The sequence below is a fragment of the Desulfosarcina sp. genome (assembly GCF_055467485.1).
On sequence record NZ_JBUOIV010000024.1, the window covers coordinates 1 to 15,243 of the forward strand.

Below are 15,243 nucleotides of genomic sequence, written 5' to 3' on the forward strand. Positions count from 1 at the left end.
GATATTTATTTTAGACTTATTTCATTTCGAGGCCCCTCCGAGCGCTTCCCAAGATATAAACGGTAGTATCGCTGCCGACTCGCTTGATGCGTCCAATGATGATGGCGTGGGCTTGAATATTGGATTTGGATTCAAGCCTGAATTGAATTCACCAAAAAGCGGCGATGCGTCTTCGATGACGCCTGGTCGAGTATTCGATCCGGTTACCATGCTCTTGTTGGGCAGTGGCTTGATCGGTCTTGCAGGATTGGGAAGAAAGAAGATTTAAAACAGCAAACTGGAAATTTTCAGATGATGGGCAGGGTCAGAAATGGCCCTGCCCATCTTTTTTTGGTTTTCTTTGCCAGGACAACAAATAGCATGAATGTATCGTTGTCGTTCGATAACTCATTCTTCAGGCATGCCATTACCCTTGAAACGTCTCTTTCATCATCAGCGTGCAGCCCAAAGCAATTACCGAAGCAATCAACAGTACCAGCAGCATGGTGGTGTAGCCTTCCAGTGCATAGGCACCGGCAGCATTGCGTGGGTATGCATCCAGAACGTTGCCTAAAAAAGGCATGAATACGGCCCCGCCCAAAAACGGGAAAAGGTTGACCGTGCCCACGGAAGTCCCTGCAATTTCCACTGGGAACAGCTCCTTGGTGGCCGTAAAACCGATCACCACGATGGATGACGCACACACGGAGAAGACGAAAAACGCCACGTAGAGCATGGGCAGTGACAGGCTTTCGGGGAAATAGTAAAGCGTCCCCATTTCAAGGACCAGAATCGTCGTGCAAATGACAAAAGGCTTTTTACGGCTCTTCAGGACGCGGTCCGAGAGAAAGCCCAGCAGCGGGCTGCCGATGATCATGCCCCAGGCGATCATGCTCAGCACGGCGCCGGCAGCTTCGCGGGAAAGCCCATACACGTGCATCAGGAAGGGCCCGCCCCATAGCCCGCCGAATCCGAAGAAAATGCCGCAATCGAAAAAGAACCACAGGGCCAGTGGCCAGAAGTGCGGATTGCCAACGACCTGCCGCATCCCCGCCAGCAGGGGTATGGATTGCGCCGCCGCGGCAGGGGCGCTGGATGTCGCAGCCAGGTCGCCAATCGCCGGCCAACCCTTGTCCCTGGGCCGATCCCGAATGATCAGCCACGCCAGGAGTGCAATGACGAAGGTACATCCGCCGATCAGTTCGAAGGAGAGCCGCCAGCCGAAAGCCACCGTCATCATGGCCAGCAGCCAGGTGGCCGCCATGACGCCGGCCCCGCCCACGGCATTGAGGATGCCGGCCATGGAGGCGAATTCATGGGGGTAGTACCACTGGGAGAGGATCTTCATGGTGGGAATGAAGACCATGGATACCCCGAATCCCACCAGGATGCGGCCGACGAAGGCGGTTTCGATGTTGGGTGCCAATCCGAAAAGAATGCTGCCTGCCGACGCGGTAACCAGAAACCAGGTTACCGTCCGCCGCGGTCCCACGGAGTCCGAGAGCAGGCCTGCCGGCAATTGCATGGCTGCATAACAATAGAAATAGATGGAGCCCAACAATCCCATGGTGCCGGCGGAAGTGTTGAAATCCTTGACCAGATTGTCGGCCACAACGGAAAGGGATAGCCGGTGAAAGTAAACGAAAAAATAGGCCAGCGCCAGAATGGAAAAGATCAGCCAGCGAAACCTGAACAGGGGATGTGAGGGGGTGTCGGCCATGGCGGCGCTCCTTTACGGGTCCTGCACGTCTATGCCGGATAGTCGGTTGTCATCGGAATAGGTGGAAATTAGATGTTGGGTAAGCTCACCCATCATGCCACAAGATACCGGTCATGGAAAGATCCGGTTGGATCATTTTGATTTGATTGCCGCGTTTTCGGCCTTATTATCGAGATTCAGCCATGTCGCCTTATTTGCCCCAAAGGATCGCCAGACATGTCACAGGATGATAAAACCGCTTGCAAGCTGTCGGCCGTGGACACCGCCCAGGCGATTCATGGATCCAGGGGGCAGCTGATTTCCCAAAAACCGGGCGCTATTCTCCTGGTGATGGCGGCCTATGTTCTCGGCGGCGGCGGCATGCTGGCGTGGCTGGCCTTTCTGCTTGTGGGCCCGCTGGTTCCGTTGGGCATCGAACTGAGCATTGCCGGTCGCCTGCTGCTGGACACCCTCTTGTGCCTGCTTTTTTTCATCCAGCACAGCATCATGGTCCGCCGTGGATTTCGCCTCTGGCTGACCCGCAGCGTTCGTGTCGATTTTCACGGCGCCCTCTACGCGGCAGCTTCCGGGGCCATCCTCCTGCTTTTGACCGCTCTATGGCAGCCGGTGGGTTTGGCACGATGGACGCCGCCAGGCCCTTTGCGATGGACGATGATCGTGGTGTTCCTGGCGGCTGGCGCCGGTGCCTGGTGGGGCTCCAAATCATTGGGAGATTTCGATGCACTGGGTGTCAAGCCGGCCTTGCGGGCTTTCGGCAGCCAAACGGCGATCACCGCCACCCCGTTTACCGTCCGCGGGCCATACCGCTGGGTGCGTCACCCGCTCTATCTGTTCAGCCTGATCATGATCTGGTCGGGTCCGGTTTTTTCGTTGGATCGACTGCTGCACAACGGGCTGTGGACCATCTGGATCATCATCGGCGCCAACCTGGAAGAGCGGGATCTGGTCGCCTGTTTCGGCCGGGACTATCGATCGTACCAGAAAACGGTCCCCATGCTGCTGCCCACTAGTCTGAGGCCATTGACGACCGGTTCCGGCGGAAGGGCGAAGAAACACCCATAACGGGGATTCCATCCTTTCGAATACCCAACCCCCCAATCCCTGAATTCGCCAATCCTTTTATGTTTTAATGTTGAGACTTTTAGCGATCTGCCATAATAGACGCGCATACGATCGAGCCGCACCCGACCGGAAAAAACGAAATATATAGCCGCGCCGATGCCCAAGACCAATACCCCCCAACAGATCAGGATGGATGCCGCCATCGCCGGCCCGCTGCTCATGCTTGCCGCTGCATTGCTGTTCACCATGCTCAACCTGTTGATCAAACAGATCGGCCCCGAATTTACCATCTGGCACATCGGATTCTATCGGTTTTTTGGCGGGATAGCGGTGCTGCTCGTGGTTTTCGGCAGGCAGGGCAACCCCTACCGGGGTCATAACACCCGGTTGTTGATCATCCGGGGATTTACCGGTTCGGCGGCGTTTCTTTCCATTGTAACGGCCATCCGCCTGTTGCCGGTATCCACCGCCCTGGTGATTTTCTATGCCTTTCCGGCGTTTTCCGCCGTGTTTTCCTACTTGATATACGGCGAACGGTTATCCAAGGCGGAGATCGCCTGCATTGGCGTGGTGGTTATCGGCATCGGCATCCTGTTCGATTTCAGGCTGGAAGGGGGCTTTTTCGGCCAGTGCATGGCCCTTTCCGGCGCCGCATTCGCCGGCCTCACCGTTACCCTGATCAAGACCCTTCGGGAAAAGAACGGCCCGGTCATCATCTATCTCTACTTTTGCACCATGGGTGTGCTGGTGACCCTGCCCCAATTTGTCATGGCCCCGCGGTTGCCATCCACAGGGATGGCCTGGGCCATGGTGATGGGCATCATTTTTGTCTCGGTCGCCGCGCAGCTGTTGATGAATCAGGGTTTTTTCTACTGCAAAGGGTGGGAGGGCGGTGTCTTCATGTCCAGCGAGGTGATCTTCACCGCCATCGTGGGCATTGCCTTTCTGGGGGATCCGGCATCGTGGCGATTCTGGGTTGGCGGCGTGCTGATTTTCGGCAGTGCCGTGGCGTTGAACCGGTTCAAGGCCAGTTCGATGAAGCGGGAGAGACGACTCCATGCAGAAAACCCAGGTTGAAGGGGGCGAAAGGGAACTTCCCTCATGTCCTGGCACGGCCAACGCATGAGCAGATTCTAAGACAATACCATTAACTGAAGCCTCCGGTGGCCTAAAAACAGCCCTTTCGGGGTCGGGATCGCTATCGGGATCGAAATCAATGCCACGGATGGTTTTGTCGATTTCGATAGCGATTTGAAATCGCCTATTAGATATCGGCAACTATTGCCGCCATTCTCAGCGGTCTTTTTCGTCGTCGTGGCCAGCGATTCCTTCTCATCCGCCGGACCATAAGCGTGGGACATAGCCCAGCACCCCAGGCCCATTGCCGACATCTCAAGATGATTGTTTCCCAGACGGCGGGTACGCATCGCGTCTCTCCGATATAGCGGTCCGGTACACATTGTCCGGATTGCCTCAGACCTTTCATCTTAACCGCAACCCGTGTATAATAACGACTGACGCCTCATCAATACGAACGGATTAAAATAAATAGCACAGGCGGTATATGCAGCGGTTCATACTCGGAGCGATCATCACCCTTCTCTGTCTGCCGGTTCCGGCACAGGCGCTGACGCTGGAAGGGAATCTCATTCAAGGCGGCATGGCCATCGGTAAAGTCGCCCCGTCGACCACTGTCCATTTTCGCGGAAAAGCGGTGCGCGTTTCACCGGATGGTCTATTTGTCCTCGGATTTTCACGTGACGCGGAAGCGGAATCGCTAATCGAGCTACACCTGCCCACGGGTGCGGTCGAAAACCATCCGGTCACCATCGAAAAGCGCAGCTACGACATCCAGCGTATCGATGGATTGCCCCCGCGAAAAGTCAGCCCTTCTGCCGAAGACCTGGAACGAATTTACAAAGACATCGCCCTGGTAAAGGAAGCCCGCAAAAAGGACGACCCCAGAACCGATTTTTCGATGCCGTTCATCTGGCCGGTCACCGGACGGATCAGCGGGGTATACGGCAGCCAGCGGATACTGAACGGCAAACCGAAAAGGCCCCATTACGGCGTGGACATCGCCGCACCCACCGGTACACCGGTAAAGGCGCCGGCCGACGGTGTGGTGAGCCTGGCCCACAACGATATGTTTTACTCCGGCGGCACCCTGATTGTCGATCACGGCCACGGCCTGTCCACCGTCTATATGCACCTGCATAAATTACTGGTCGAAGCGGGGCAACGGGTCAAACAGGGCGACGTCATCGCCCAGGTGGGCGCGACCGGCCGTGTTACCGGCCCCCACCTGCACTGGGGCATGAACTGGTTTGACACCCGCCTGGACCCGTCACTGCTGGTGCCGCCCATGCCGGAAGCAGAAACAGCAGCATTAACGCAATAGCTCATTTTTGCATGCTCGCTAAAATCCCGCCCGTATACCGAGGAACGGAAACCTGGCAACCTCGAAGCGACAGGGGGCGATTCGACCCCATTATCGTTTCTGCGGCCGATGGCGTATGAGTCCTTCCTGAGACACGGTGGCCACCAGCCGGCCGGCCTGGGTGAAGATGCGGCCGATGGACAGCCCCCGGGCCCTTGATGCACTGGGGCTTTCCATCGCGTACAGCAGCCAGTCGTCCATGCGAAAATCGCGATGGAACCACATGGCGTGGTCCAGGCTGGCCATCTGCATGGTCGGCTCCCAGAAGGTGTGTCCATGGGGGTATAGGGAGGTGCCTACCAGATTGAAATCCGATGCATAGGCCAGCAGGTAGTGGTGGACCGCCATGTCGTCTGGAATGGGTCCGATGGCCCGGAACCAGACATATTTTTCAGGGCGCCTTTTCTCCGGTTTGAACGGATTGATCGGGTTGACATGGCGGATCTCGATGGGTTTTTCGCAAAGGATCTTCTCCCGGATACCCGGGGGGATATGGTCGGCCAGTTTACGGGCGGTTTCCATCTCCGGCTCCAACCCGTCGGGTCCCTTCACGTCAGGCATGTCGTCCTGGTGGTCGAAGCCCGGCTCGTCGATCTGGAACGAAGCCGCCATGGAGAAGATGGCCCGGCCTTTCTGCACGGCCACCACCCGCCGGGTGGTGAAGCTTTTCCCGTCCCGGATGCAGTCCACGGTATAGGCAATCGGTTTTTTGGCGTCACCGGCCCGCATGAAATAACCGTGAAGGCTGTGGGCCTTCCGCCCGCCGGGGACGGTTTGGGACGCGGCGGACAGCGCCTGACCCAACACCTGGCCGCCGAAGACGCTGCCGAAGCCCAGGTCCTGGCTCTGGCCGCGAAAAATGTTTTCTTCGATTTTTTCCAGCTTGAGCAGTTTCAAGAGTTCTTCGAGAACGTTTCCCTGGACGCAGACGCTCATGATCGGGTCTCCTGTATCGATCTTTTCGGGGGGTAATCGTTACGCACTCCTGTTAATGGCACCCCACTTTTACCTGCAGGGGTGACAAATTATAATGTTCTCGTTATAGTGTGGTCTTGTTCAACCAAACGACAAACCGCCTGTCAAGGCCTGCCATCGGGGAGTTCGCCTATGCCGGCACCGAAAAACGCCATGGAAATTTTTCAGCTTCTGGACAAGTCCAGCTGCAGGGAATGCGGCGAGAAGACCTGCCTGGCTTTTGCCGGCGCGGTGTTTCAAGGCCACCGGAAAATCGATGAATGCCCGAAACTGGATCCTGCTGTCATCGAGCGTTTTTCCGGAGATCCTGCCGACCTGAACACCCTTGAAGAGAACCGGGAAGCTTTCATGGAGATGATGAAGCAAAAGGTCTCTCAGATCGATCTGTCGTCGGCAGCCCAAAGAACCGGGGGGCGATCTGAAAACGGCCGCCTGACCCTTAAAATCATGGGCAAGGATTTCAGCGTCGACGGGCAGGGCAACCTTTATTCGGACATCCACGTCAATCCATGGGTGGCGGCGCCCTTCTTCGACTATGTGATCAACGGGAAAGGCGTTGACCCCACCGGCCAATGGGTTTCATTCCGGGAGCTTGAAAACGGCAAGGACCGATACCCGTTGTTCCGGAAGCGGTGCGAAGAAGCCATGCAGCAGGTGGCGGACAGTTACACCGATCTGTTCGACGATGTGGTCCACCTGTTCAGCGGTCGACAGGTGGACCGGCAATTTCAATCCGACATCTCCGTGGTGCTTCACCCGCTGCCCAAGGTGCCCATCATGATCTGCTATTGGCGCCCGGATGAGGGCTTAGGGTCCAGTCTGAACATTTTCTTCGACAAGTCCGCCGATCGGAACCTGGACATCGGTTCCGTATTTTCATTGGGTGCGGGGCTTACCCAGATGTTTCAAAAGCTGGCCCTCAGGCACGGGTTTTCAGAAGTCTGAAGTCGGATGACGGAAGTCCGAAAACGGGCAAATTGGTTGTTTCTGGATGACCATGATCTATGCAAACACGGTCGCCGTCTGCCGGCTGTAAACCGCCAACCGCCCTTCAGGATCCCAGATGGCGCCTCGTTCGTGAACGTAGCCGTTTTCGGCGCTGTCTACCGTTGAATGATATCCCCACCAGTCATTTTCAGTACAGGTCTGGCGGTCCAGGTGAACGAACCCCATTTCCCAGGTGACGGTACTGGCCGGCGCGGGCGCCGTAAGCATGGCTATCACCGGTGTGGGCCAGGCATCGGCCAGGGCCACCAGCCATTCTTCGGTGAGGCAATCGGTGCGCTCGCGAAACTGGATCCACCCGCCGATTTCCCGGCCGCCCTTGCCTGAAAATGGCAACTCGCCCAGCGCCCAGCGATAGGCGAAGTGGCGCGTGAAGGCCGGCGTCAACCCATCGATGTACGGCAATTCAAGGGCATCCGCCGGACCGGCCATTTCCGGCAGCGGTGCCGGGTCGATTCGGATGGCGGAATCCCGGTCGCCGCCAAAACTGCCCAAGACCACGCATCGCACCGCCTCCAGCTGAACCAGTTTGGCCTCCACATGGGTGACCGCTTTTCCCGACCGCAGCACGCAGGTATGGATCGAAAAATCTTCCGGCCCGACCGGCCCGACGAATGAGGTCAGCAGGCTCCGTATCTTGCGCGCCGGCGGCACATGACATCTCATTGCTTTCAAGGCCAGCGCACCCACCAGTCCGCCATACCCGGCCCGGCCCTGCATCCAGTCCTCCGGCAGTTGAAGGCGGGTTTTTTCCGATTCGCCGCCAACGTTCGCAATGATTGTCGAGAAGGAGGTGTCTGGCATGATAACGTCCTCTTCTTGTTAACGGTTAGCGGGCTTGGGACAAGGCCAGGCGGATGCCGAGGCCGATGAACAGGGCCCCGGTGAGTTTTTTCAATGCGCCGCCGGTCGAGGTGCGGCCGCGGAAGCGCGCCGACAGCCAGGCGGAACCGTATACCAGGAACAGGCACCAGATGCTGCCGGTGGTAAAAAAGACCAGGCCAAGAACCATAAACGGCAGGAAGACCAGCTCCGACCGGGCAGAGACGAACTGGGGCAGGAAAGAGAGAAAGAAAAGCGCCACCTTGGGATTGAGCACATTGGTGAGCACCCCCTGCTGGAAAATTTTCCAGGGGTCGGGGGACGACGGCGGCGCATCGGCCGGCGTTGAACGGTCGTTGCGGTCGATGATGAATCCGAAACCGATCCAGACCAGATAGACGGCACCGGCATACTTGATGATGGAAAAGGCCAGGGAGGAGGTGGCCAGGATCGCAGACAGCCCCAGGGATGCCAGCAGGGTGTGAACCAATACGCCGGTCATGATGCCCATCACCGACATAACCCCGGCTTTCCTCCCCTGGGCCACACTGCGGCCGAGGATATACATGGTGTCCTGGCCGGGGGTGATATTGAGCAGGATGCACGATATCACAAACAGCGGAAAATCGTGAATGCCGAGCATGTGCACTCCTTTGATCCGATTGATCAATTCGTGTCAGTTGCGCCGCTCCAGCGCCAGCCTGATGCCCAGGGCGACAAGGACCACGCCGCTGGTCCGGTTGATCCAGGACAATACCGCCGGGCGCGAGCGCAGCCAGCCGGACAGGATGCCGGCCCCGTATCCCACCGGCCCCTTGACGATGAAGGTCAATGCGGCAAAGGCTACACCCAGGGCGAACAGCGTGACAGTGGGGTGCGCCGAGCCCGCGGGGATGAATTGGGGGAGATAGGCAAAGTAAAAGATGGTTATCTTCGGGTTGGAGATGTTCGAGAAGGCGCCCTGGAAGAAGAGTTTTCTCATGGACGCCGCCGCCATTCTGCGGACGTCGATTTCGCTTCGACCCTGGGCCAGCAGCTTGACGCCGAGGTAGACCAGGTAGGCGGCGCCTACATACTTGATGGTCACGAAAATCAACTCCGACGCACCCAGCAGGGCTCCCAGCCCCAGCGACGCCAACAGGCTGTGGCCCAGCAGGCCGGTGCTGACGCCCGCAGCGGTGGCCACACCGGCTTTCCAACCCTGGGCAATGGACCGGGACATCACCAGCATCATATCCTGCCCGGGGGTGACGATCAGGACCAGGGAAGTGACGATGAACAACCATGAAATCGATTCGAACATCTTAAAACCCTCCCTGCAGGAATGCTAACGCTTGAAACAACCCAGGTAAAAGCCAGTACCAGGATCCCCGGCCATCGTCAATAGCCCCTATTGACCGGTAAAGGACGCCTCCCGCCGTTCGATGAATGCGGTGATGCCCTCCTGGACGTCCCGGCTTTGCATCAGGGGCATCAGATCGGGCAACAGCTGCCTCATAGCGGCGAGTTCGCCTTTCAGCCGGGCCAGGCGTGCCGAGCGCAAAGTGGCCTGAACGCCCAAGGGCGCCTGGCGCGCAATCGTTTCGGCGATCTCCATCGCCCGCTCAAACTGGCCGCCCGGAGGGGTCGTCTCCTGGACCAATCCCATCCGATAGGCGTCGTCGGCGCTGATCTCGTCGGCGGTGAGAAGATAACGCATGGCGTTGCCCCAGCCGATCTCCTGGAACAGGCGGATCGTGGCCCCTCCCACCGGGTAGATGCCACGTTTGATCTCGATCTGGCCGAAGCGGGTATCGCTGGCGGCCACACGAATGTCGGCAGCCAGCAGGAGTTCGATACCGATGGTCAGGCAGAGGCCCTGGACAGCCATGACAACCGGTTTGCTCAAGGATTGGTCCGAATAGATGCCCAACGGATCGACGGCACCCTCGGGCAAGTCCGGAAAGCTGCCTTTGACGAAATGGTCAGTCCACTGGGGAAGATCCAGGCCGGCGGTAAAATGATCGCCGTCGGCGTACAACAGGCCGCATCTCAGGCTTTTTTCGCTCTCCAGTCGACCATATGCCCGTGCCAGCTGTCGATACATTCTTACGTCGAAGGCATTGCGCTTCTCCGGACGCGTGATGCCGATGCACAGCACGTGGCCGCGGATATCGGTGGCAATGGCTGCTTCGCTCATGTGTGCCTGCCTTTTCGATTGCAGGAACCCGCTATTGCGCGTTCTGCTCGATATACACCCGCAGCATCCGTTCCACCAATCTGGCGATCCGCTTCATGTGGGCGATGCGCGCTGGTTCCGTTCTACCCGGATATTTTCTGAAACTGATCATGATGCCGCTCAAGGCGGCAAACAGGGTGTGGGAAAGCAACCGGGTGTCGCCTTGGTAGTCGAACTTTTTCAACACGGTCTCGAGAAGATCCATCACCTGCCTGGAAATCTGGTTGAGCTTTTCGGCCGACGCCTCACCGATATTCCCGTGAAGGGCGAAATGGGTGATCATGCGCCAGTGGGCATCGTGTTCGATGTGGTAGTCCAGATAGTCCTCCATGAACGCTTCCAGTGATGGTGATTGCTCCGCCTGCACGCGCGCTTTGAGGGCGGCGATAAATTTCCCGGTATCCCTGAAGGCGGTCTCCACAAACAGCGCCTCCTGGTTGGGAAAATAGGTGTAGATGGAGGATTTGGCGATGCCGGCCGCCTTGGCGATCTCGTTCATGCTGACCTGGTCGTAGGTCTTGGACCCGAAGACCGTGCGGGCGGCATCGACGATCAGGTTCTCGCGGATTTCACGTTCCTGCTGCTTCAATTTGTTCAGCGTATTTCTGCCGGGCATGGGTTCAGCCTGTTACTGCCGGTCATAAAACCGGTTGATTGTGGAAAAATTACCGCCATTGTATCATCCTCAGCCGGGTAAAGCAACTCTCGGTTGACATGTCGACCACCGTTCGATATTAAGAACGACAGACATGATCGCGACTCCTGCTTTATCCACATTCTGATAGAGGAGACTCACGGATGGCCTCAGACCGGCCCTGGCTAAAGTACTACGGCGACGTTCCGCATACCATCGACTACCCCGAAGTCACTGTGTACGAGGCGCTCATGCGCACCGTGGCCCGCTGCCCGGATGCGCCGGCCTACGATTTTTTCGGCACCACGGCCACCTACCGGCAATTTGCCGGCGCCATCGACCGCTGCGCCGCCGCCCTGGCTGCGATGGGGTTTTCGCAGGACGACCGGATGACCATCGCCATGCCCACCTGCCCCCAGGCCGTGATCTGCTTTTACGCCGTGAACAAGCTGGGCGGGGTGGCCAGCATGATCCACCCGCTTTCAACGGCCACGGAGATCGACTTTTACCTCAACCTGAGTCGCAGCCGGTTCGCGCTGACCCTGGACGCGTTCTACGGCAAGTTCAGGGAAATCCGGGAAAACACCCGGCTGGAGAAGTTGATTCTGGCCAGGATTCCCGACTACCTGGGCTGGGTGAAACGGCTGGGCTTCAATTTGACCAAGGGGAGGAAGATAGCAGCGGTCCCGGCCGATCCCTTGGTGGTCTGGTGGAAGGCGATGATGGCGGCTTCCCATGCACCGGCGGGTAAGCGCAACGCCGGTTTCGAAGACCTGGCGGTGATTCTATACAGCGGCGGGACCACCGGAAAGCCCAAGGGCATCATGCTCTCCAACCGCAACTTCATCTGCGAGGGCATGCAGGTGTCTGCCTGGGGCAACCTGACCGAAGGGGATTCGATCCTGGCCATCCTGCCGGTGTTTCACGGGTTCGGCCTCGGCGTCTGTATCAATGCCGCCTTCATGGGCGGCGCCAAGAGCATCATGGTGCCCCAGTTTACGCCGGAGACGGTGGCCAAACTCATTCGCGCCAAGCGGCCGAACGTTATCGTCGGTGTACCGACGCTCTTCGAAGCGCTCAACCGCAACCCGCTGTTCCAGAAAACCGACCTGAGCTGCATCAAGGCGGCTTTTTCCGGGGCGGACACCCTTCCCCGATGCGTCAAAGATCGCTTTGAGGCCATCGTGCACCAACGGGGAAGCCGCACCCAGCTGCGCGAGGGATATGGACTGACAGAGGCGGTCACGGCCATCATGGCCATGCCGATGACCGAGTATCGCGAAAACAGTGTGGGGATTCCCTTTCCGGACATGTCGGCCAAGATCGTGCGCTCCGGCACCACCGAGACCCTTCTGCCCGGCGAAGAGGGCGAGATCTGCCTTTCCGGTCCGGCGGTGATGATGGGTTACCTGGATCAGCCCGAAGAGACGGCCAAGACCCTTCGGACGCACCCGGACGGTCAGGTCTGGCTGCACACCGGCGATATCGGCACCATGGACGACGACGGCTTCTTCTATTTCCGACTGAGGGAAAAGCGCATGATCAAATCTTCGGGTATGAATGTCTATCCGGCCCAGGTGGAAGAACAGCTGTACAAACACCCGGAGATATTGGACGCCTGCGTGATCGGCGTTCCGGATAAACGGCAGGTGGAACGGGTCAAGGCTTTCGTGGTACTGAAACATCCGCAAAAGGCAGGGCCGGAGCTGGAAAAGGCGCTGATCGATTTTTGCCGCAAGGACCTGATCCTCTGGAGCTGCCCCCGCGAGATCGAATTCAGGACCGAACTGCCCCTGACCCTTGTGGGCAAGGTCGCCTTTGCCCAGTTGGCTGCCGAAGAAATGGAAAAAATGGGCGATGCGGCCGATGTTTGCAGGGAGTGAACAAAGGCGCCACCCTACCGATCAATCGAAGACCATACCCGACTCGACCAGACAGGGAGATTGCTGATGGAAGCCATGGAGCTGTTTAAAGAGATTGGTGCCAACCCGAAAGCCTACGCACGGGCCTGGAAAGCAAAGACCGGCGGCAAGGTGATCGGCACCCTGTGTTCCTATGCACCGGAAGAACTGATCCTTGCCGGGGGCGCATTGGGGTATCGCATAGTCGGCGGCAGCGGGAGTATCTCAAAAGCGGACGCGCACCTGCAGACATACAGCTGCAGCCTGGTCCGCGGAGCCCTGGACGATGCGTTGAATGGGGAGCTTGATTTCCTCGACGGCGCCATTTTCCCCCACACCTGCGATTCAATCCAGCGGTTGTCCGACATCTGGCGGATGAACGCCGGAACCGGTTTCCATCTGGACGTGGTGCTGCCGGTCAAGTTGAATACCAAAAGCGCCCACGACTATATGACGGCGGTGATGAGAAAAGCCCGAACCGACCTGGAAGCGGTGCTGGAGAAAACCATCACCGATAAAGACCTTCAAGCGGCCATCGACACCGGCAACGGGATCCGATCCGCCATGCAGCGGTTATACGAGATCCGCAGCGATCGCCCAGGCACGATTGCCGGCAGTGACGTTCACGCCATCGTGCGGGCATCCATGGTCATGGACCGCAACGATTTTCTGGACAGCCTGACCCAGGTGACAGACGCCCTGGAGCGGCGGCCCGAACCCGAATCGACCGCCGCCAAACGCATCTTTCTCTCCGGCGGGGTCTGCAACCTGCCCGACGTATACGGCGTTATCGAATCGGCCGGCGGTGTCGTGGTGGGCGACGACCTGTGCACCGGCTCCCGGGGGCTGACCGGCCTTATCGATACCGGTGGTGACCCCATGGATGCCATTGCGGACCGCTATGCACGGCGGGCCATCTGCCCGGCCAAGCATGCGGGCATCACCAGCCGGGGCGACGACTTGGTCCACCTGGCAAAAGCATCCCGCGCCCAGGGGGTTATTCTTCTCTTTCTGAAATTTTGCGACCCGCATGCCTTCGACTACCCCTATCTCAAATCCATGCTGGACGCCGAAGGCATTCCCAGCCTGCTGGTGGAACTGGAAGAGCAGACCGCCTCACAGGGGCAGTTCAGAACGCGGTGTGAGGCCTTTATGGAAATGCTATAGCAACCATTCACCCCTTGTCGGGACGCAGGAGACAAGTATGAGCAACCCTGAGAAAACCATCGATCCTGAAAAGGAAAAGCGTAAAATAAAGTCGGTAGGGCGCATGAAGGAAATCATGACCCATTACTACATCGACGCCAAGACCGCCTCGGACAACGGCAAGAAGGTGGCCTGGATCACCAGCGGCGGGCCGGTGGAGCCGCTGATCGCCATGGATGTGATTCCGGTATACCCGGAAAACCACGGGGCCATGATCGGCGCCGCCAAGATGGGCGTGGACCTGTGCGAGAAGGCCGAGGAGATGGGTTATGCCGGCGACCTGTGCTCGTACGCCAGGGCCGATATCGCCTGTGCCACCATTGACGGCGGACCCATCGGCGGGCTGCCCCGGCCCGATATGCTGGTGTGCTGCAACAACATCTGCGGCACGGTGCTCAAGTGGTACGAGGTCCAGGCCCGCTACTTCAAGGTCCCGCTCTTCATCCTGGACACACCCTTCAATCACACCCAATACACGCCGGAAGCTCACGCCTATGTCCGCGCCCAGTTGGATGAGTACATCGCCTTTCTGGTAACCCACTGCGGCAGGGCCTTCGACCACGACCGCCTGGCCGAGGTGGGTCGCCTCTCCATGGCGGGCCAGCGCCTCTGGCAACAGGTGCTGGACACGACCGTCAACCGCCCGGCGCCCATGAGCGCCTTCGACGCCTTCTTCCACCTGGCCCTGATCGTGACCCTGCGCGGCACCCAGACGGTGGTCGACTACTACACCGGACTACTCGATGAGATGAAAACCAGAGTCACCGAAGGCATCGCCGCGGTGCCCAACGAACGCTACCGCTTGTTGTGGGACAACCTGCCGGTGTGGTACCGCACCCGCTGGCTCTCGGACAAGTTCGCCGCCCACGGCGCCTGCCTGGTGGCGGACACCTACACCTCGTCGTGGTGCGGGACCCTTAAGTACCTGGATGATAACGATTTTTTAGGCTCCATGGCCCAAGGGTACTCGCGCGTCTATATCAATATCGGCACCGACCAGATGGCCGACATGGTGGTGGATATGGTGGACAAATACAGCGCCGACGGCCTGGTCATCCACTCCAACCGCAGCTGCAAGCCCTACAGCCTGGGGCAGTACGATATCCAGCGCATCGTCCAGGCCAAGCGCGGTATTCCCTCCCTGGTGATCGAGGCGGACATGACCGATGCGCGCAGCTTTTCCGAAAGCCAGATCGAGACCCGCATCGATGCGTTCATGGAGGTGCTCAAGGCTTGATGCCCGATGCTCGACAGCGGTGCAAAGACAGCTGGCACGACGGC

The 15,243-nt window shown here is 58.6% G+C and carries 15 protein-coding genes; 8 read left to right on the forward strand and 7 right to left on the reverse strand.

The annotated features are described in order from the left end of the window. Positions 1-268: hypothetical protein (locus ACZCED_RS12785; protein ID WP_464860936.1), on the forward strand; the 268-nt coding region annotated here is incomplete at its 5' end. A 138-nt stretch (positions 269-406) separates the two neighbouring features. Here ACZCED_RS12785 and ACZCED_RS12790 read toward each other — a convergent pair. After that, entirely contained in the window at positions 407-1,699 is a 1,293-nt protein-coding gene (locus ACZCED_RS12790) for an MFS transporter (RefSeq protein ID WP_464860937.1), read from the reverse strand. A 216-nt stretch (positions 1,700-1,915) separates the two neighbouring features. Here ACZCED_RS12790 and ACZCED_RS12795 point away from each other — a divergent pair, with 216 nt between their 5' ends. The 3 genes from ACZCED_RS12795 (at position 1,916) to ACZCED_RS12805 (ending at position 5,162) form a co-directional block, all read left to right on the forward strand. Then, complete coding sequence (locus tag ACZCED_RS12795; protein ID WP_462971200.1) at positions 1,916-2,761, forward strand: methyltransferase family protein; 846 nt, start codon at positions 1,916-1,918, stop codon at positions 2,759-2,761. A gap of 156 nt (positions 2,762-2,917) precedes the next feature. Next, positions 2,918-3,838 carry a DMT family transporter gene (locus ACZCED_RS12800; RefSeq protein ID WP_462971199.1) on the forward strand — a complete coding sequence of 307 codons (921 nt, stop codon included), beginning with the start codon at positions 2,918-2,920 and terminating at the stop codon, positions 3,836-3,838. A gap of 487 nt (positions 3,839-4,325) precedes the next feature. Further along, a complete protein-coding gene (locus tag ACZCED_RS12805; RefSeq protein WP_464860938.1) occupies positions 4,326-5,162 on the forward strand; it encodes a M23 family metallopeptidase in 837 nt (278 codons plus the stop codon). A gap of 90 nt (positions 5,163-5,252) precedes the next feature. Here ACZCED_RS12805 and tesB read toward each other — a convergent pair whose 3' ends face one another. Then, entirely contained in the window at positions 5,253-6,137 is an 885-nt protein-coding gene (gene tesB / locus ACZCED_RS12810; RefSeq protein WP_464860939.1) for an acyl-CoA thioesterase II, read from the reverse strand. Between the two features lie 171 nt (positions 6,138-6,308). Between tesB and ACZCED_RS12815 the strand changes: the two genes are divergently transcribed. Then, the gene (locus ACZCED_RS12815) at positions 6,309-7,121 is read left to right on the forward strand and encodes a DUF3786 domain-containing protein (protein ID WP_464860940.1); all 813 of its coding nucleotides are present in this window, start codon (positions 6,309-6,311) and stop codon (positions 7,119-7,121) included. Between the two features lie 57 nt (positions 7,122-7,178). On the opposite strand, the gene ACZCED_RS12820 is transcribed toward ACZCED_RS12815, so the two are convergent. The 5 genes from ACZCED_RS12820 to ACZCED_RS12840 all read right to left on the reverse strand — a co-directional run bounded on the left by ACZCED_RS12820 (position 7,179) and on the right by ACZCED_RS12840 (position 10,837). Next, positions 7,179-7,985, reverse strand: coding sequence for an acyl-CoA thioesterase (locus ACZCED_RS12820; RefSeq protein WP_464860941.1), 807 nt, complete (start codon positions 7,983-7,985; stop codon positions 7,179-7,181). A 25-nt stretch (positions 7,986-8,010) separates the two neighbouring features. Then, positions 8,011-8,646, reverse strand: a complete 636-nt coding sequence (locus ACZCED_RS12825) for a LysE family translocator (protein ID WP_462971194.1) — start codon at positions 8,644-8,646, stop codon at positions 8,011-8,013. Positions 8,647-8,679: 33 nt separating this feature from the next. Then, positions 8,680-9,306 (reverse strand): LysE family translocator, encoded by a 627-nt coding sequence (locus ACZCED_RS12830; protein WP_462971193.1) that lies wholly within the window; start codon positions 9,304-9,306, stop codon positions 8,680-8,682. Between the two features lie 87 nt (positions 9,307-9,393). Next, complete coding sequence (locus ACZCED_RS12835; protein WP_464860942.1) at positions 9,394-10,182, reverse strand: crotonase/enoyl-CoA hydratase family protein; 789 nt, start codon at positions 10,180-10,182, stop codon at positions 9,394-9,396. 31 nt (positions 10,183-10,213) lie between these two features. Next, positions 10,214-10,837, reverse strand: coding sequence for a TetR/AcrR family transcriptional regulator (locus ACZCED_RS12840; protein ID WP_462971191.1), 624 nt, complete (start codon positions 10,835-10,837; stop codon positions 10,214-10,216). Between the two features lie 182 nt (positions 10,838-11,019). Here ACZCED_RS12840 and ACZCED_RS12845 point away from each other — a divergent pair, with 182 nt between their 5' ends. From ACZCED_RS12845 to ACZCED_RS12855, 3 genes are all read left to right on the forward strand, one after another. After that, positions 11,020-12,738 (forward strand): AMP-binding protein, encoded by a 1,719-nt coding sequence (locus ACZCED_RS12845; RefSeq protein ID WP_464860943.1) that lies wholly within the window; start codon positions 11,020-11,022, stop codon positions 12,736-12,738. 66 nt (positions 12,739-12,804) lie between these two features. After that, the gene (locus tag ACZCED_RS12850) at positions 12,805-13,923 is read left to right on the forward strand and encodes a 2-hydroxyacyl-CoA dehydratase subunit D (protein WP_462971189.1); all 1,119 of its coding nucleotides are present in this window, start codon (positions 12,805-12,807) and stop codon (positions 13,921-13,923) included. 37 nt (positions 13,924-13,960) lie between these two features. Further along, on the forward strand, positions 13,961-15,199 hold the full coding sequence (locus ACZCED_RS12855) for a 2-hydroxyacyl-CoA dehydratase subunit D (protein WP_462971188.1): 1,239 nt from the start codon (positions 13,961-13,963) through the stop codon (positions 15,197-15,199). Positions 15,200-15,243 lie beyond the last annotated feature (44 nt).